This is a genomic window from Paraburkholderia sp. 22098 (assembly GCF_052045935.1).
In the GTDB taxonomy this organism is placed as follows: Bacteria; Pseudomonadota; Gammaproteobacteria; order Burkholderiales; family Burkholderiaceae; genus Paraburkholderia; species Paraburkholderia caledonica.
Map to the genome: position 1 here is coordinate 584319 of NZ_JBQEPV010000002.1, position 18463 is coordinate 602781.

15 protein-coding genes are annotated in these 18463 nt (G+C 64.0%); 13 read left to right on the forward strand and 2 right to left on the reverse strand.

Going from position 1 to position 18463, the window contains the following annotated elements:
* Positions 1-286: 286 nt before the first annotated feature.
* From ACTJLB_RS05970 to hpnK, 3 genes are read left to right on the forward strand one after another with little or no spacing between them, the layout of a single operon-like run.
* A complete protein-coding gene (locus ACTJLB_RS05970) occupies positions 287-637 on the forward strand; it encodes a hypothetical protein (RefSeq protein WP_027804334.1) in 351 nt (116 codons plus the stop codon).
* Positions 638-649: 12 nt separating this feature from the next.
* Complete coding sequence (gene hpnI / locus ACTJLB_RS05975; protein ID WP_440782749.1) at positions 650-2023, forward strand: bacteriohopanetetrol glucosamine biosynthesis glycosyltransferase HpnI; 1374 nt, start codon at positions 650-652, stop codon at positions 2021-2023.
* The gene (gene hpnK / locus ACTJLB_RS05980; RefSeq protein WP_440782750.1) at positions 2013-2909 is read left to right on the forward strand and encodes a hopanoid biosynthesis-associated protein HpnK; all 897 of its coding nucleotides are present in this window, start codon (positions 2013-2015) and stop codon (positions 2907-2909) included. The genes hpnI and hpnK overlap by 11 nt, the downstream gene beginning before the upstream one ends.
* Positions 2910-2932: 23 nt before the next feature.
* On the opposite strand, the gene ACTJLB_RS05985 is transcribed toward hpnK, so the two are convergent.
* Positions 2933-3856, reverse strand: coding sequence for a LysR family transcriptional regulator (locus tag ACTJLB_RS05985; protein ID WP_440782752.1), 924 nt, complete (start codon positions 3854-3856; stop codon positions 2933-2935).
* 325 nt (positions 3857-4181) lie between these two features.
* Here ACTJLB_RS05985 and ACTJLB_RS05990 point away from each other — a divergent pair, with 325 nt between their 5' ends.
* The 9 genes from ACTJLB_RS05990 to ACTJLB_RS06030 all read left to right on the forward strand — a co-directional run bounded on the left by ACTJLB_RS05990 (position 4182) and on the right by ACTJLB_RS06030 (position 16418).
* A complete protein-coding gene (locus tag ACTJLB_RS05990; RefSeq protein ID WP_440782753.1) occupies positions 4182-5666 on the forward strand; it encodes a UbiD family decarboxylase in 1485 nt (494 codons plus the stop codon).
* Complete coding sequence (locus ACTJLB_RS05995) at positions 5659-6315, forward strand: UbiX family flavin prenyltransferase (RefSeq protein ID WP_440782754.1); 657 nt, start codon at positions 5659-5661, stop codon at positions 6313-6315. The genes ACTJLB_RS05990 and ACTJLB_RS05995 overlap by 8 nt, the downstream gene beginning before the upstream one ends.
* Positions 6312-9377 (forward strand): xanthine dehydrogenase family protein molybdopterin-binding subunit, encoded by a 3066-nt coding sequence (locus tag ACTJLB_RS06000; protein ID WP_440782756.1) that lies wholly within the window; start codon positions 6312-6314, stop codon positions 9375-9377. The genes ACTJLB_RS05995 and ACTJLB_RS06000 overlap by 4 nt, the downstream gene beginning before the upstream one ends.
* Positions 9374-10195 carry an FAD binding domain-containing protein gene (locus ACTJLB_RS06005; protein ID WP_392393302.1) on the forward strand — a complete coding sequence of 274 codons (822 nt, stop codon included), beginning with the start codon at positions 9374-9376 and terminating at the stop codon, positions 10193-10195. Before ACTJLB_RS06000 ends, ACTJLB_RS06005 begins: the two co-directional genes overlap by 4 nt.
* Positions 10196-10215: 20 nt before the next feature.
* Positions 10216-10761 (forward strand): (2Fe-2S)-binding protein, encoded by a 546-nt coding sequence (locus ACTJLB_RS06010; RefSeq protein WP_088174380.1) that lies wholly within the window; start codon positions 10216-10218, stop codon positions 10759-10761.
* Positions 10754-12346 (forward strand): AMP-binding protein, encoded by a 1593-nt coding sequence (locus ACTJLB_RS06015; protein WP_408415270.1) that lies wholly within the window; start codon positions 10754-10756, stop codon positions 12344-12346. The genes ACTJLB_RS06010 and ACTJLB_RS06015 overlap by 8 nt, the downstream gene beginning before the upstream one ends.
* 5 nt (positions 12347-12351) lie before the next feature.
* Entirely contained in the window at positions 12352-13158 is an 807-nt protein-coding gene (locus ACTJLB_RS06020; RefSeq protein WP_020066157.1) for an enoyl-CoA hydratase/isomerase family protein, read from the forward strand.
* A gap of 46 nt (positions 13159-13204) precedes the next feature.
* On the forward strand, positions 13205-14953 hold the full coding sequence (locus ACTJLB_RS06025; RefSeq protein ID WP_440782757.1) for a GMC family oxidoreductase: 1749 nt from the start codon (positions 13205-13207) through the stop codon (positions 14951-14953).
* Between the two features lie 79 nt (positions 14954-15032).
* Positions 15033-16418, forward strand: a complete 1386-nt coding sequence (locus ACTJLB_RS06030; RefSeq protein ID WP_440782758.1) for an MFS transporter — start codon at positions 15033-15035, stop codon at positions 16416-16418.
* Between the two features lie 48 nt (positions 16419-16466).
* On the opposite strand, the gene ACTJLB_RS06035 is transcribed toward ACTJLB_RS06030, so the two are convergent.
* Positions 16467-17378 carry a LysR family transcriptional regulator gene (locus ACTJLB_RS06035; protein ID WP_027804331.1) on the reverse strand — a complete coding sequence of 304 codons (912 nt, stop codon included), beginning with the start codon at positions 17376-17378 and terminating at the stop codon, positions 16467-16469.
* Between the two features lie 159 nt (positions 17379-17537).
* Between ACTJLB_RS06035 and ACTJLB_RS06040 the strand changes: the two genes are divergently transcribed.
* A complete protein-coding gene (locus ACTJLB_RS06040) occupies positions 17538-18422 on the forward strand; it encodes a ProQ/FINO family protein (RefSeq protein WP_440782759.1) in 885 nt (294 codons plus the stop codon).
* Positions 18423-18463 lie beyond the last annotated feature (41 nt).

Below are 18463 nucleotides of genomic sequence, written 5' to 3' on the forward strand. Positions count from 1 at the left end.
GTTTTGCTTAAGGTTTCCTTCAGCTTGAATCGATACCATCGCTCATCAACGGCTTACTGTTGTATTGGCAACATGAATTCGCCAAATGAACATGTGACATGAGCACGCTGCATTGCCCTCTGTTGTCGGAATACCGAAACGAAATCGTAAGTACATCGACGGAATTCACGGCAGATGCCTCGCCATGGTGACCGTTATTCTTCTTGCTGACGATTGCGTCGAAGAGTGGGCGCTGCTGGCTTGCGAGAAGCCGCACGATGCGTTCATCAGGCCACGAAACGAAGCCATGAAGCCAGCCACCGTCGATATGCTGCGAGCCCATCTCATGGTGGCCTCGCTCACGGCTCTCGCAGCCGACGTGCTCGCCTGTGTGACGGTAGCGGCGCTGCCGGGCGCGCAGCATCTGTTTGTCTCCGCGGCTTTCCGGTTCGCCGCGCTCGCCATGGTCGCGGGCGGCGTGATCGTGGCCCGCCAGGTTGCCCAAGCCGCATTCCACCTTGCCGTTGCAGATCGCTACGCGAACGTTGCGGGCCTCTACGCGAGGCCAGTCGCCGTCGCCCCGGATTGTCCGCGGCTTTGGCTCGTCATCTTGCATCTTCGCCTTACTGGGACACCGTTCGTCTTGCGCGGACACTGACGGAATCCGCCAATGGTTGCGCACGCATTCACTGCAGGCGAATGGATTCTGTTCGCCGTCTGCATCGCGGCGTCGCTGTATACGCTGGTTGCGGCGGTCGCAATGCCATTCTCTACCGTTCGTGGCCGCGCCGCGTTGGACCACGGCGATCTTTCGCCGGCCGCTCCCGCAGTCGATCCCAGAAGCCTCGTGCACGGTGCGAAGTTCGGCGCGCGCGCCTCGTGCCGAACCGATCCGTTGCCGCATGCGGGCGTGAGTGTGCTCAAGCCGCTGTGCGGCGCCGAGCCGCGCCTCTATGAGAATCTGCGGACGTTTTGCGAGCAGCGGTACACGAATTTCCAGCTTGTTCTTGGCGTGTGTTCTCCCGACGATCCCGCGATTGCCGTCGTGCGTCGTTTGCAGGCTGCGTATCCGTTGCTCGACATCGAGCTTGCGATCGACACGCGCGTGCATGGCAGCAACCTGAAAGTCAGCAATCTGATGAACATGGTCGAGCGCGCGCGTCACGACGTGATCGTGATTGCCGATAGCGACATCGCCGTGCGGGCCGATTATCTGGAGAGCGTGGCAGCGCCGCTTGCTGACCCACGCATCGGCGTTCTCACCTGTCTGTATGCCGCGCAAGGTGTAGGCGGTTTCTGGCCGCGCGTGGGCGCGCTATTCGTCAACGAATGGTTTGCGCCATCGGTACGCGTTGCGCACATGGCGGGTTCGCGGCGCTTCGGTTTCGGCGCCACGCTTGCGTTGCGACGCGCCACGCTCGAACGGATCGGCGGTTTCGAGGCCCTTAAGAACTGTCTTGCCGACGACTACTGGCTAGCTGAGCACGTGCGCGCGCTGGGCTTGCAAACGGTGCTCTCGCGCGTGATGGTGGCCACCGATGTGACCGAACCCACCTTTGCAGAACTGTGGCAACGCGAGACGCGCTGGTTGCGCACGATACGTTCGGTGAATCCGCTCGGTTTCGCTTTTCTGTTCATCACGTTCCCGGTTCCCTGGCTCGTGGCCGGCGCGTGTCTGACCGCTGTGTTCGCCACCGGCGCGAACGGTGGCCCGTTTGGCTGGGGCTCGCTCGTCGGCGCGGCCGGCACCATGGCGGGACTGGCCGCGCGTTTGATGCTGCATCTGCGCGCCGCGCGCCATGGAATCGCATTGCGGTGCCCATTTCCCGGTGAAACAGCGGACTCGCTCGGGCGTGCGTTCTGGCGCGATCTTCCGCTTCTGCCGTTGCGCGATACGTTGCTGCTGTCTCAATGGCTCGCTGCCGCTTTCGGTTCACATGTCACGTGGCGTGGCACGCGCGTTCGGGTCGGAAGCTCGCGTTCGACCGCGCGCACGAGGCCATTGCGCTCGATGGACGTGATGGAGGCATCCGATGGCCGCTGAGGTGGATGTACCACAGCCGCAAGCATTAAAGCCGCCTGCATCCGGACCGCAAGCATTCGAGCCGTGCACCGAAAGGCCTCGCGCGTTGATCATCACCGCCGACGACTTCGGCCTGCATTCTCGTGTGAATCTGGCCGTCGAACAGGCGCACCGACAAGGCGTGCTCACCGCCGCCAGCCTCATGATCGGTGCGCCCGCCGCAAACGATGCAGTCCAGCGCGCGCACGCAATGCCGCACTTGCGCGTGGGACTCCATCTCGTTCTCGCCGACGGCGACGCTGTATTGCCGCGCACCTGCATTGGGGCATTGCTCGATAAGCATGGCCGTTTCGGCGACAACATGGTTCGCGACGGCGTGCGGTTCTTCTTTCTGCCGCATGTACGGGAGCAGTTGGCGCGCGAAATTCGCGCGCAGTTCCAGGCGTTTGCCAGGACCGGCCTCGCGCTCGATCACGTGAACACGCACAAGCATTTTCATTTGCATCCGACCGTGCTTGGCTTGATCCTCGAGATTGGCCGGGAATTCGGCATGAAGGCGATGCGTTTGCCGTTCGAGTCGAATGCGCCGCTGTGGCTCAGGCCGTGGATCGCGCTCGTCAAGGCGCGGCTCGACCGTGCAGGCATCTTTCACAACGACTATGTCGTCGGCATCGCGGGCAGCGGCCGCATGGACGAGGCCGCGTGGCTCACGGCGCTCGCTTCGTTAAGCGGCGGGGTCGCAGAAATATACTGTCATCCCGCCATTGCAGGCGAGCGCGCATTGACCGACGGCATGCGCGATTACCGCCATGCCGACGAACTGCAGGCACTGCTTTCGCCGGACGTCGCTCGCGCCATTCGGGCCTTCGGCGCAAGGCTCGGCGGCTTCGTCGATGTGTCCGAATAATTGAAGGTTCGCGCCTCGCGTGGTTATTCGATCGAGGCATCCATCTCCGACGCGCTCGACACCTTGCGCAACTCATCGGCGATTACCGACACGAGCGCATCCGCCGCCGCATTCAAGGGCCGCCGCGGATGCGTTACGCACACAATGTGCCGCACGATGCGCGGCGCGAGAATCGGATACGCGCGCAGGCTGCCCTGACTCACCGCGCGCTGCACCGCGATGCGCGGCAGGATAGTCGCAAAGCGCGTACTCTCCACGAGCTTCACGATCGTGCTCAATACGTCGATTTCGAAGCGCGGTGCGAGCAGCACGTCCTCGTGCTGGGCGGCCGTATCTAGCACGCCGCGCAGGCCGTGGCGCTTTGTCGGCAGCACGAGTTCCAGTTCGGGAAGCTGTGCGAGTTCGATCGCGTGAGGCAGCTCGGGGCCGTTCGCGGCGCTCGTCACGAGCACCATTTCTTCATCGAGCAGCGGCTGTGCGTCGAGCGAGAGACGCGCGCGCGGTTTGTTGATGAGCGCCGCGTCGAGCTGACCGCCCGCCACCCAGTCGATGAACGTCGCGCTGTAGCCGTCTGCCACCGTTACTTCGACATGCGGATAGCGCGCGTGAAAGCGCGACAACGCATCGGCGAGCACGCTTTCGGTCACCGACGCAATCAGCCCGATCGACACATGCCCGGTCACCACTTCGTCGCGCTGTACGAGTTGCTGACGTGCATGCGCGAGGTCGCGCATGATCGGCAGAAAGAGGCGATACATCAGCCGCCCGGCCGCGGTCGGCGCCATGCCATGCGCGTTGCGCTCGAATAGTTGCTGATGCAGTTCCTCTTCGAGTTTGCCGATTTGCATGCTGAGCGCGGGCTGCACGATATTCAGCCGTTTAGCGGCGCGGGTGACGGAGCCGTCCTCGAACAGCGCGATGAAATATTGGATTTGCCGGAGGTCCATGTTGATATGAGTAAAACATCAGCAAACGTAATGAGCGGGGCGCGGCTTATCAGAACACGCGCAGCGGACCGGACGGCACGCCATCAACAAGGGTGAACAGACTCGTGCATATGCCCTTGCATACGGATGGTTGATTGATAACCCGCCTACAAACTGCTGTCATTGGTGCTAACACCCATATCATCGGGAATGATTCAAAGCATCAATATTCCATATTAGAAGTTATACGCGGATCTCGTTACGCTTTCATCATCAACTGGCGCTCCGTTCCGGCATGAAGCGGAATTCAAGCGGGGCATGAAGCCAGTCATCGATGGAGACGCAGATGAATACACGTGATGCCGCCCCGCACGAAACCTCAGACCCGAGCTGGGCCCGCAAAGGCGGAGCCCTTGCTTTGCGCGACTGGCTCGCGCATCTCGCGTGCAGCGGACGCCTCGCGACGATCGACCAAGCCGTCGCGCTGGAACACGAACTGGCGGCGATTGCCAAGCGCCTGGACGGCAAGCAGGCGGCATTTTTCACGCGACCAGGCGGTTATCGCGTGCCGGTGGTGAGCGGCTTCATGTCCCGGCGCGCATGGATCGCGGAAGCGCTCGGGGTGGACGAAAGTCAATTGCTCGCGCGCTTTAGCGATGCTGCGGAGCATCCGCTCGCATCGCGACTCGTGCCACGCGACGAAGCGCCGTGCCAACAGGTCGTACATACGAAGAATATCGATCTTCACGCGCTATTGCCGATTCCTACACATAGCGAACACGACAACGGCCCGTACATTACCGCCGGCCTCGTGATTGCGCGCAATCCCCGTACTGGCGTGCAGAACGTGTCGATCAACCGGATTCAGGTGCACGCTGCGGACCGCATGGCGATTCTGCTGTTGCCGCGTCATCTTCACGCATTCCAGAAAGCGGCAGAAGCGGCCGGTGACGCGCTCGACGTGGCCGTTGCGATAGGCGTCGATCCGCTCACGATGCTTGCGTCGCAAGCTATTTCTCCAATCGACTCCGACGAACTGGAGATCGCAGGCGCGTTGCATGGCGCACCGCTGCCGGTCGCAAAATGCGTGAGCAACGGAGTACATGTACCGGCTTTCGCTGAAATCGTGATCGAGGGCCGCATCTTGCCGAACGTGCGCGAGATGGAAGGGCCGTTCGGCGAGTTCCCGAAGTACTACAGCGCACAGGAAGCGCGCGAAGTGATCGAGGTCACCGCCGTTACGCATCGCACGGACCCCATCTTTCATACGATCGTGCCCGCCGAGATGGAGCATTTGCTGCTCGGCGCAATTCCACGCGAGGCGACGCTGCTCGCGCATCTGCAACGCAGCCATCCGAACGTGAAGGATGTGCACCTGTCGGTGGGCGGAGTGTGCCGTTATCACCTGTGGGTGCAGTTCGAGAAGAAGCGTGAGGGCGAGGCGAAGAACGTGATTCTGTGCGCATTCGGCGCGCATTACGACATCAAGCAGGTGGTCGTGGTCGATACGGACGTGGACGTGCACGATCCCGCCGAAATCGAATGGGCAATTGCCACGCGCTTCCAGGCGGATCGCGATCTCGTCGTGATCGAAGGCGCGCAAGGCTCGCCACTCGATCCGTCGACTACCGTCGGCCAGCCCGAGGACGCACCGGCGTATCTGCAGGGCATCAGCGCGAAGATGGGACTCGACGCGACGCGTCCGGTTGCCTATGCGTCGCACGTGTTCACGCGCGTGCGGATTCCCGGTGAGGATACAGTGGATCTGAACGCACTCGTCGCGGCGGATAACGCCGCGTTCGACGCTTATCTCGGTGACGGTCATGTCTGAAGCGACGCTCGACACCACCCGGCACGATCTGCGCGCGGCTCGGACGCAGCGCATCGTCGTCGGCATTTCAGGCGCTAGCGGCGCGCTGATCGGCGCGCGCCTGCTCGCTGCATTGCGCCGTCTCGGCACACACGAGACGCATCTGATCGTGTCGGCATCGGGCGCGGTCACGGCTGCACAAGAACTCGGCATGACCCGTGGCGACCTCGATAGTCTGGCCGACGTGGTCTACAACGTGCGCGATATCGGCGCGGCGGTGGCGAGCGGATCGTTCATCACGGCCGGCATGGTGATCGCACCGTGCTCGATGAAAACGCTCGCCGCCGTGGCGAACGGTTTCGCCGACAACCTGCTGACGCGCGCCGCCGACGTGATGCTCAAGGAGCGTCGCCGCCTCGTCATGGTCGCGCGCGAAACGCCGTTGAATCTCGCGCATCTGCGCAATATGACTCACGCGACCGAGATGGGCGCGATCGTGATGCCGCCGGTGCCCGCGTTCTACGCGCATCCAAAAACAATCGAAGACGTGATCGATCACACAGTCGGGCGCATTCTCGATCTGTTCGGTATCGAGCACGGCGAGATCGCCCAACGCTGGAGCGGCCTCGCCGACGAATTCGCGCAACGGCAAGCGGGAGGCGAGCAATGAACCAGCGCGATCTGGTAAATACCGCCGATGCGGCCACACAGGACCGCGAGGCCGACGCCGCGCAAGGCGGGCAGCGTCATGTAGGGCGCCCGATGCAGCGTCTCGAAGATCCCGCGATTCTCACGGGCCGGGGCCGCTATGGCGACGACATCGGCGTGCGTCCCGGCACGCTGCACGCGGCGGTCTTGCGCTCGCCGCACGCGCATGCGGAACTGCTTGCAATCGATACGCAAGCGGCGGCACAACTGCAAGGCGTGCGCGCGATTCTCACGCGTGACGATCTGCGCGCATGGTCGCGCCCGTTCGTGGTCGGCGTCAAATCGCCGATGGAGCAGTGGGCGCTCGCGATGGACCGCGTGCGGTATGTCGGCGAACCGGTGGCGGTCGTGCTGGCCGAAACGCGCGCTATCGCTGAAGACGCACTCGATCTCATCAAGGTCGAATACGCGACGCTGGAACCTGTTACGTCGATCGAGGAAGCTGTCGAGGATAACTCCGCGGTGCTGCACGAGAAGGTGGGCAGCAACGTGATCAGCGACCGGCATTTCCGCTACGGCGAGCCCGAGGCGGCGTTCGAAAAAGCACCGCATCGCGTGAAACTGGTCGCGCATTATCCGCGCAATACGTGTGCGCCGATCGAATGCGGCGTGGTGATTGCCGAGTATCTTGCTGGCGACGAAGGCTATGACGTCACGTCGAATTTTATGGGCCCGTTCTCGCTGCACGCGGTCATGGCGATGGCCTTGAACGTGCCGGCGAATCGTCTGCGTCACAAGGCGCCGCGCGATTCGGGCGGAAGCTTCGGCGTGAAGCAGGCGGTGTTTCCGTATGTGGTGCTGATGTGCCTCGCGTCGCGCAAGGCCGGCGCGCCGGTCAAATGGGTCGAGGATCGGCTCGAGCATTTGAGTGCGGCGACGTCCGCCACGGCGCGCCTTTCCACCCTCGAAGCGGCGGTCGAAAACGACGGGCGCATCACCGCGCTGTCCTACGATCAACTCGAAGACTGCGGCGCATATGTGCGTGCGCCGGAGCCCGCCACCTTCTATCGCATGCATGGGTGTCTCACGGGCGCCTACGCGATCGACAATCTGCTCGTGCGCAACCGCGTCGTGCTGACCAGCAAGACGCCCACCGGACTCGTGCGAGGGTTTGGCGGACCGCAGGTGTATTTCGCGCTCGAACGGCTCATGCAGCGGATCGCGGTCGAACTCGGGCTCGATGTGCTCGACGTGTATCGCCGCAACTTCGTGCGCGCCGATGCGTTCCCGCATCGCGCTGCGGCAGGCGCGCTGCTCGATTCCGGCAACTATCAGGAAGCGTTGCGCCGCGCGCTCGACGAAGGCGGCTACGACGAACTGCGTGCCCGCCGTGAGGCCGCACGTAGCGAAGGGCGCTTGTACGGCATCGGCTTCTCGGCGATCGTCGAGCCGTCGATCTCGAACATGGGCTACATCACGACCGTGATGCCCGCTGAAGCGCGTCGCAAGGCCGGTCCAAAAAGCGGCGCGATTGCCAGCGCGACGGTCAGCGTGGATCTGCTCGGGGGCGTCGTCGTGACAATCGCATCGACGCCTGCGGGCCAGGGCCACATGACGGTATGCGCGCAGGTGGTGGCCGATGTGCTCGGCATTGCACCGCACGAGGTGGCCGTCAACGTCGAATTCGATACGCACAAGGACGCGTGGTCGGTCGCCGCGGGCAATTATTCGAGCCGCTTTGCCGGCGCGGTCGCGGGCACTGTGCATCTCGCGGCCATGCGTGTGCGCGACAAGATCGCGCGCATCGTGTCGAAGCAACTGAACTGTGCGCCGCAAGATGTCCGCTTCGAGGGCGGCCGCATCTTCGCGCAAGGCGCGGAGGATCGTGCACAGCCGTTTGGCCGGGTCGCCGCGAATGCGCCGCATTGGGCGCCCGCGTTGCTGCCCGAGGGCGAAGAGCCCGGATTGCGCGAGACGGTGTTCTGGAATCCGCCGAACATGGCGGCGCCCGATGAGAACGATCGCGTCAATACTTCGGCAGCCTATGGTTTTGCGTTCGACATGTGCGGGGTCGAAGTGGATCGCGCAACGGGCCGCGTGCGCATCGACCGTTATGTGACCGCACACGACGCTGGCACGTTGCTCAATCCCGCGCTCGCCGACGGCCAGATTCGCGGCGCGTTCGCGCAAGGACTCGGCGCGGCGCTGATGGAAGAGTTCCGTTATGGCGCGGACGGCAGCTTCCAGTCGGGCACGCTTGCCGACTATCTGATGCCGACCGCGTGCGAAGTGCCCGATCCGGTGATCGTGCATCTGGAAACACCGTCGCCGTTCACGCCGCTCGGAGCGAAGGGACTCGGCGAGGGAAACAACATGAGCACGCCGCCATGCATCGCGAATGCGGTGGCCGATGCGCTCGGCGTCGACGACATCCGTTTGCCGCTTACGCCTTCGAAAGTCATGGCGCTGATCGGCATCGACGACCCCGAGCCCTCGCGCCCTGAGTTGCGCGAAGCGCCCGCGCCGAAGAACCCGGCGATGTCAGGCAGCGGCAAGGCGCTGACCGCGCAAGGCAGTGTGGATCTGCCCGCAACGCCCGAAGCCGTGTTTGCCGTGCTGCTCGATCCGAACGCGCTCGCGAAGGTGATTCCCGGCTGTCACGCACTCGAAACCGAAGGTCCGAACCAGTATCGCGCGGACGTGACGGTGGGTGTCGGCATGATCAAGGCGCGGTTCGAGGCAAAGATCGGTTTGTCGGAGATCGACGCACCGCACCGTTTGCGCCTCGCGGGCGCGGGCATTTCGTCGCTTGGCAGCGCACGCGGCAGCGGTCTTGTCGAACTGACGCCTATCGCGACCGGCACGCGTCTTTCGTACGACTACGAGGCGCAGGTCTCGGGCAAGGTCGCGGCGGTCGGCGCGCGCATGCTGGAAGGCGCGGCGAAAGTTGTGTTGCGTCAACTGTTCGAATCGCTGGGACGCCAGGCCGCGGGCAAGCCGCTCGACGCGTCTGCCCACAGTTCTGGTGAGGGCGGCGGTTCGTGGCTGTCGCGCTTGTTGGCCCGCTTCAGGAGACAACGATGAAACCCGCGCCGTTCGATTACCTGCGCGCAATGAACGCGCAACATGCGCTCGACGCACTGGCGCAACACGGCGAAGACGCACGCGTGCTCGCGGGCGGCCAATCGCTGATGGCCGTGCTGAACATGCGGCTCGCGCAACCGCGCATGCTGATCGACATTTCGCGCACCGGCGAACTGGACTCGGTGCGCGTCGACCGCAAGGCCGGTTCTTTGACGGTGGGCGCGGCGGCGACGCAAGGCAGCGTCGAATGGCGCGCGTCGCTACGCGATGAAGTGCCGTTGCTCGCAATGGCCTTTCCGCACATCTCGCACTTTCAGATTCGCAATCGCGGCACCGTGTGCGGCTCGATCGCGCATGCGGACCCGAGTGCCGAACTGCCGCTCGTGCTGAGCGCGCTCGGCGGCGACGTGATGCTGCGCTCGAAAAAGAAGCCACGCGTGCTTTCGGCGGACGCGTTTTTTCAGGGCATGTTGATGACTGCACGCGAGCCCGACGAACTCGTCGAAGCGGTGCGGTTTCCGCTAAAGCGAGACGGCGAGCGTTATGGCTTCGCGGAATTCTCGGCACGTCATGGCGATTTCGCGATTGTCGCGTGTGCCGCAGTGGTCACCGACGATGCCATCCGTCTCGCCGTGGGCGGCGTGGCGGACCGGCCGGTGGTCGAGCAATGGCCGCGTCTGTCCGGCGACGATTTGCGCGGGGCGTTGAACGATTTGAGCTGGAAGCTGGGCGCGCAGGACAACGCGCATATCAGTGCGAGCTATCGCCGGCATCTGGTCCGGCAACTCGGATGGCGCGTGATAGAGGAGGCAAAGTGAGCAACACATCCAACGGAAAAATGGCAGACGGCCTGCCGCAAGTCGTGCGGCGAGACGAACGGCAGTGCGTGACGCTGACGTTCAACGGCCGGGAACGGAGCGCGTATTGCGAGCCGCGCGATCTGCTGTCCGACTTCATCCGTCACGAACTGGGGGCGACTGGCACTCACGTAGGCTGCGAGCACGGCGTCTGCGGTGCGTGCACCGTTCACGTAGGCGGCGTTGCCGCGCGGTCCTGTCTGATGCTGGCCGTGCAGGCGCAAGGGCAGCGCATCGACACTGTCGAAGGTCTTGCGCCAGACATGGTGCTCGGCGATCTGCAGGAAGCGTTTCAACGCCATCACGCATTGCAATGCGGGTTTTGCACGGCGGGCATCCTGATGTCGTGCGCCGACTATCTTCAACGCGTGCCCGATCCGAGCGAAGCGCAGGTGCGTGACATGCTGTCCGGCCACTTGTGCCGCTGTACCGGCTATACGCCGATCGTCGCGGCCGTGCTCGATGTGGCCGCGCGCCGCCGGCAACGCAACGTGACGGGCGACGCGCTGGAGGCGAGCCATGCTTGATCTCGGGCGTACATTTTTGCAAAGCGTCGAGCGCAGTCCAAACGCGTTGGCACTCGTGGACGGCGAGCTTTCACTCACGTATGCGCAGTGGCACGACATCATCGTCGATGTGGCCGACGGTCTGCGCGGACTTGGCCTCGCGCACGGCGACCGCTTGCTTGTAGTGCTACAAAACCGCTGGGAAATGGCGACGCTGCACTGGGCGTGTCAGTTTGCGGGCATTGTGATCGTGCCGTTGAACTGGCGGGCAAAACCCGAAGAGCTCGATTACTGCGTGAGCGACGCGGGCGCGAAGGCAATCGTCTACGAGCCGGTGTCGGCGGAGGCGGTGATGCAAAGTCCTGCAGCGCAACAGGTGCCGCGTATCGGACTCGACGTTGCGCCCGGGCGCAGCGCGGGCTTCGACAGCCTGCTCACAAAAGTTGCCGGCCGCGCGAACTCCGACGCGGATGCACATGCCGTCGCGGACGACTACTCGCTGATTCTCTATACGTCGGGTACGACGGGCAAGGCGAAGGGCGTGCCGCGGCGTCATCGGCAGGAACGCGCGGCAGCGCTCGCGCATGTGGCGCAAAACCTCTACCGTCATGGCGAATGCACGCTCGGCGTGATGCCGCTTTATCACACGATGGGCGTTCGCTCGCTTCTCGCCATGGCACTCGTGGACGGCACGTTCGTTTGCGCGCGTCGCTGGAATGCGGGTTTCGCGCTCGAGGCTATCGCGCGTCACAAGGTCACGTGCCTCTATCTCGTGCCGACGCTGTATCACGACCTGCTTGGCGACCCTGCGTTCGCGTCGACGGATACGTCCACGGTGACGAAGCTCGGCTTCGCCGGCGCGCCGATGAACGATGGTTTGCTCAAACGGCTCTCGGCGGCATTCGAACCGCAACTGTTCGTTAATCACTACGGCTCGTCCGAGGTCTACACGTTCAGTATCGACCAGGACGCGACGAAAAAACCGGGCAGCGCGGGGCGCGCGGGCATCAACACACGTCTGCGGGTCGTGAAGCTCGACGCCGGTACGCCCGACGATTTCGCGGACGTCGGCGAAGAAGGCCAGATCATCGTCGACCTGCTGGGCGACGAAGCGTTCGAAGGCTACTGGAACCGGCCGGACGCGAACGCCAAATCGCTGCGCGACGGCTGGTACTTCACGGGCGACACGGGCTATATCGACTGCGATGGCGATCTGTATGTGTCCGGCCGCGTCGACGACATGATCATCAGCGGCGGCGAGAACATTTCCCCGGTCGATATCGAGTCGGTGCTCTCGCTGCATCCGGCCGTGGACGACGTCGCGGTGGCCGGCGTGAAGGACGAACGCTGGGGCCAGCGCGTGGTGGCCTTCATCAAACGGCGTGAATACGTCGACGCCGAAACGCTCGATGCGTATTGCCGCACGTCGGACCTCGTCAACTTCAAGCGCCCGCGCGAATACGTGTTCGTGGACGATATACCGAAGTCGCCGGTCGGCAAGATCTTGCGGCGCAAGCTGTCCGCGGGCGAATACCTGACAGACGAGAGCGATCGCCAGCGCGGCAACGAAACGATTCAGAAGCAAACCGAAATCAACAAGGAGTGATTCTCATGACCGAGCTTACCCACAGCGGCCAGAGCCTGCTGCAAGACCTCGACGGCTTTTCGATCGAGATCGACGCCGAACGCGAGCGCGCCGACATCGTTCTGCACCGGCCGCCGTTCAACGTGATTTCGATGCACGCGCGGGATCAGTTGCGCGCAGCCTTCGAGGCACTCGACGAAGACGAGCGCGTTCGCGTGATCGTGGTGCGCGCGAAGGGCGAGCATTTTTCGAGCGGCGGCGATATCAAGGGCTTCCTGGAAGCGTCCCCGGAACACGTGTCGAAGCTTGCCTGGAATATCGCGGCGCCGGCGCGCTGCTCGAAGCCGGTGATTGCCGCCAATCGCGGCTTCTGCTTCGGCGTGGGCTTCGAATTGTCGCTCGCCTGCGACTTCCGGATTGCGACCGACACCACTTTCTATGCGCTGCCTGAACAGAAGCTCGGACAGATTCCCGGCTCCGGCGGATCGGCGCGCTTGCAGCAAATGGTCGGCATAGGCCGCACCAAGGACATTGTGATGCGTTCGCGCCGCATTCCGGGCAAGCAGGCATACGAGTGGGGCATCGCGGTCGAGTGCGTGGCCGACGCGCAACTCGAAGCGGCCACCGATGCGCTCGTCGACGAACTGCGTGCGTTCTCGCCGCTCGCGCAGCGAACCGCGAAGAAGCTGCTCAACGATACCGAGGACGCGCCGCTGTCCATCGCAATCGAACTGGAAGGACATTGTTATAGCCGCTTGCGCACGTCCGACGATTTCCGCGAAGGCGTCGAGGCGTTCCATGGCAAGCGCAAGCCGGTGTTTCGCGGCAGTTGAACAACCGCGGTGCCGTAGCACATAAAACGATTCAGGAGACACGCAGATGGAATACTTCGATTACGTGATTGTCGGTGGTGGATCAGCGGGGTGCGTGCTCGCGCAGCGCCTCTCCGCGGTCCCGTCGCTGCGCGTCGCGCTAATCGAAGCCGGCGCGGACACGCCGCCGGGCCGCGTGCCCCCGGAGATTCTCGACAGTTATCCACTGCCGGTGTTTTGCGGCGACACGTACATCTGGCCTGAATTGACGGCGCGAGCCACGCGCGATTCGGCGCCGCGAGTCTATGAACAGGGCCGCGTGATGGGCGGCGGCTCCAGCATCAATGTGCAGTCGGCCAATCGCGGTTTGCCGCGTGACTACGACGCGTGGGCGGCGAACGGCGCGAGCGGCTGGGGCTGGCAAGACGTGCTGCCGTATTTTCGCAAGCTCGAACGCGACGTCGATTTCCCGGACGGCGAGTTGCACGGCAAAGAAGGACCCGTGCCGATCAGGCGCATCATGCCTGCCGATTGGCCGCCCTTTTGCAACGCGTTCGCCACCGGCTTGCGCAAGAACGGTGTCGCACCACTGCACGACCAGAATGCCGAATTCGGCGACGGCTTTTTTCCCGCCGCATTCTCGAATCTCGACGACCGCCGTGTGTCCACGGCAATCGCGTATCTAGACGAGTCCACGCGCAAGCGCACCAATCTGCATATCCATGCCGATCTGCGAGTGGAGCGCATCGTGATGGAAGGGCGCGTGGCGCGCGGTGTGGTCGCGCTCGCACGCAACGGCGAGCGCGTTCGTTTCAACGCGAACGAAGTCGTGTTGTGCGCGGGTGCGCTGCAGTCGCCCGCGATGCTGATGCACGCAGGCATCGGCCCCAAAGAGGAGCTGAATGCGCTCGGCATCGACTGTGTCATCGATCTGCCGGGCGTGGGACGTAATCTGCAGGATCATCCGTCACTCACGTTCTGCCATTTTCTCGCGCCGCAATTGCGCATGCCGTTGTCGCGGCGACGCGCGAGCATGATGGCCGCACGTCTGAGTTCGGGCATTGCGGGCGGCGAAGCGTCGGACCTGTATCTGTCGAGTGCGACCCGCGCCGCCTGGCACGAACTCGGCAACCGGCTAGGCCTCTTCTTTCTCTGGTGCAACCGACCCCACTCGCGTGGCCGCGTGCAACTCGTTAGCGCCGATCCTGCCGCGCCGCCGCGCGTCGATCTGAATCTGCTCGACGACCCGCGTGATATTGCGCGGCTCGCCTGTGGCGTGCGGACGCTCGCGAAAATCGTCGCGGCCTCGGGGCTCGGAGAGAACTCCCGCGACTTCTTTCCCGCTGCGTTTTCCGCGCGGGTAAAAGCGCTGAGCCGGGTCAGCGCGGGCAATGCGCTGCTCACGTCGCTGCTCGGCCGTCTGCTCGACGGCCCCGCGCCGCTGCGGCGCATGTTGATCGAACGCTTCTTCACGCGTGGTCAGCGGCTCGGGGATCTGCTCGCCGATCAGGCCGCGCTCGAGGATTTCATTCGCGCGAACGTGTTCGGCGTCTGGCATGCGAGCGGCACCTGCCGCATGGGCGACGCCAGCGATCCGGCGGCCGTCACCGATACGGCGGGCAGCGTGCGCGGTGCACAGGGCTTGCGCGTCGTGGACGCGTCGTTGATGCCGCGACTGCCGTCTGCGAATACCAACATCCCGACCATCATGATGGCTGAGAAGATCGCCGACGCAATACTCGCGCGGCGCCTTCCCGGGCATGCGGACATTGCGAGCCGCGCCGATTATCGCCACGCATTCCTCAAGGTTTCTTAACACCACCCAAGCACGCGAAAGAACGTGCGCCAAATCGCGGACGATCGAGAGACGTCCGCAGACAGTCAAGGAGATGACGATGTCCTTAGCAGCGCAAAATAGCGCCGCCTTGCCCGCGATAGATCAGCGGCAAGTGATGGGTGCAGTATTCGCCTCGTGCCTGGGTTGGGCACTGGATCTGTTCGACCTGTTCGTGTTGCTGTTCGTCGCGCCAGTGGTCGGGCGGCTGTTCTTTCCATCCGATCACGCGATGCTGTCGCTCGCCGCGGTTTACGCGTCGTTTGCGGTAACGTTGCTGATGCGCCCGCTCGGTTCGGCCTGGTTCGGCTCGTATGCGGACCGCCATGGACGCAAGGGCGCGATGATCATCGCCGTGGTCGGCGTAGGCCTTTCCACTGCTGCATTCGGCGCACTGCCGACCGTGGCGCAGGTCGGTCTCGCCGCGCCGATCATCTTTCTCGTGCTGCGTCTCGTGCAGGGCGTGTTCGTGGGCGGCGTGGTGGCGTCGACTCATACGATCGGCACCGAATCCGTCGCGCCGAAATATCGCGGCGCGGTATCGGGACTGATCGGCGGTGGCGGAGCAGGGCTTGGCGCGTTGCTCGCGTCGCTCACGTATCTCGCGATGTCCACGCTGTTCCCCGGCCAACTCTTCGAAGTCTGGGGCTGGCGCTGCATGTTCTTCACCGGCATCGTCAGTTCGGTGCTCGGGTTGTTCGTGTTCAGCAGCCTCGAAGAATCGCCGCTGTGGAAAAAGCTCGCGGCTGAAAAAGCTGCCAAGGCCGCGGCTGCCTCCACGTCGGAGGTGAAGGCGCCAGTCGAAGTAGTGCGCTCTCCGGTGCGCACGCTGTTTTCGCGGGACTACCGCTCGATCCTCCTGGTCAATCTGCTGCTGACGGTAGGCGGCGGCAGCGGTTATTACCTCACGTCGGGTTATCTGCCGACTTTCCTGAAAGTGGTGACCCACGCGCCGAACGGCGCCGCCGCGGCGATCCTGATGCTGTGCAGCGTAGCGGTGGTGATTGCATCGGTCGCCGCGGGACACCTGAGCACCTTTATCGGCCGCAAGACAGCGTTCGTGTGGCTCGGGCTGATTCGTCTCTTCGCGTTGCCCGCGCTGTTCCTGCTGTTGCCGGGCGCATCCAGCATCACGATGGTCGGCGTCTATGCGGTGATTCTCAGCGCGCTCGGCAGTGCCGGCTACGCGCCGATTCTGATCTTCCTGAACGAGCGCTTTCCCACCGCCATTCGCGCGACCGGAACCGGATTGTCGTGGAATATCGGCTTCGCTATCGGCGGGATGATGCCGACGGCGGTCTCGCTCGTCGCAAAAGATGCGAGCCAGTTGCCATTGACGCTCGCGATCTTTGTCGGCGCGATCAGCGTGATCTTTCTGATCGGCGCGTTCATCGTGCCGGAAACGCTCGGCAAGCTCGATCAGGGTGCGGTTCGCGAACCGGTATGAAGCACCGGCAGCACGTTAGCGTTTCGTTTGCTGCGAAGACCACGGCGCTCAGGCGAGCGCCGTGCCGGTCGTCACCCGGCGGATCTCTTCGGTGATGATGTCGATGAGCGCCAGCGCGGCCGGGCCGAGCGGGCGCTTCGGATGACTCACGAGGATAATGTGCCGCACGATGGGCGGCGAAGTGATTGCACGCACGCACAGCACCCCTTGATCGACTTTGCGCTGCACGACGACGCGCGGCAGGATCGTCGCCACGCTGCTTTGTTCGACGAACTGCACGATCGTGTTCAGCAGGTCGATCTCGAACTTCGGCTTGATTACCACATTGGCTGCGAGGAGCGCGGCGTCGAGCACGCCGCGCAAGCCGTTGCGCCGTGTGGGCAGCACCAGTTCCACGTCGGCGAGCGCGGCAAGCTCGAGTGTCGGCGGCAGTTGCGGACCGAGCGCGGCGCTCGTCACGAGCACCATCTCTTCGTCGAGTAGCGGCACGACGTCCAGTGTCAGGCGTCCACGCGGCTTGTTGATGACGGCTGCGTCGAGCCGACCCGCTTCGACCGCGTCGATCAGTTGCGCGCTGAAGCCGTCCGCGACCGATACCTCGACTTGCGGGAACATCGCGTTGAATCTTGCGAGGGATTCCGGCAGCACGCTTTCCGCCTCCGACGACACCATGCCGAGCGCGACGCGGCCAGTGACGATCGCATCGCGCCGGCTCAACTGCTCACGCGCGCGCTCGATGTCGCGCATGATCGGCGTGTAGAGGCGATACATCTGGCGCGCGGCGTCGGTCGGCGTCATGCCGTGCGGCCCGCGTTCGAACAGCTTCTGATGCAGCTCGGCTTCCAGCTTCGAAATCTGCATGCTGAGCGCCGGCTGCACGATATTGAGCCGCTTGGCTGCCCGCGTGACCGAGCCGTCCTCGAAAAGTGCGATGAAGTACTGGATTTGCCTGAGGTCCATGAAGCGCGAGTGCCAGCCGGAAAAATATGCCTGAAATGCCGAGTGTAATCGCAAGCCGGTGCAAAGCTCGCGGCGGCGGCCCGGACAGCGTTGCAACGCCGTCACGAAGGTCTTACCGAGCGCTGCTACAATCTCGTCTTTCTCGATTGGTTGTGCGCTATGGGTTTCGAACAACTTGCTGAACTGAAGAAGCAACTGGCCGCGGCACGCGCCCAGTCTGCGCCTGCCGCAAAGGCCGAGGCCCGGTCCGGCGCAAAGGCCGAGGGCAGGTCCGACGCACGGCGCGATGCCAGGAATGACGGCAAGCCTGGTGCGAAGCCCGCCAAGCCTTCCAATGCGGCGCACTCCGCGAACTCCGGCGCAGCGCCGGGCGCGAAGGCGGACCGGCGGCCTGGCGGCAAGCCGTCGCATCAGCGCCGTGGCGGCGGTCCCGGCGCTGGCGCCGGCGCGGCAAGGCCCGCAGCGGCGCCCGCGGCAGACGCCAAACCGGTCGATCCGGTGGTGAAGTCCATCGGGCGTCTGCAGAAGCGTTTCCCCAATGCGTTCCCGAAGAACCCGGCGCCGAAGCTGCCGCTGAAGGTCGGCATCTTCGAAGACCTCGTGGTGCACGCGAAGGATTTGTCGCTGAACGAAGCTGAACTGCGCGACGCGATCAAGACCTGGTGTCGTGGCAGCCGCTACTGGAAGTCGCTGGTCGAAGGCGCGGCCCGCGTGGATCTAACGGGCGCCGAGGCCGGCAAGGTGACGGCGCAGGAAGCAGCGGGCGCGCAACGTTTGCAGGCCCATCGCGCTGCGAAGAGCGCGAAGGCGGCGGCTGCGTCGGCCGATTCGCAGAAAGAAACGCCTGCCGCAGGTTCCGTCGATCCTGCCGCGCCGGTTCAAGAAGCCGCTCAGGACGCTCGGAAGGACGCTCCGCACGAAGCTTCACAGCCAGGCGACCAGGAGAATGCGCAACCCGGTTCTCCGGATGCGTCGCCTGAAGACAAAGTTGCTGCGCAATCCGCCAACGTGTCGGAGACCACTCCGACCGACCCTGAAGCCTGAATGACGTAAAGCCGGCCACCTGAAACTCACGGTGGCCGCTT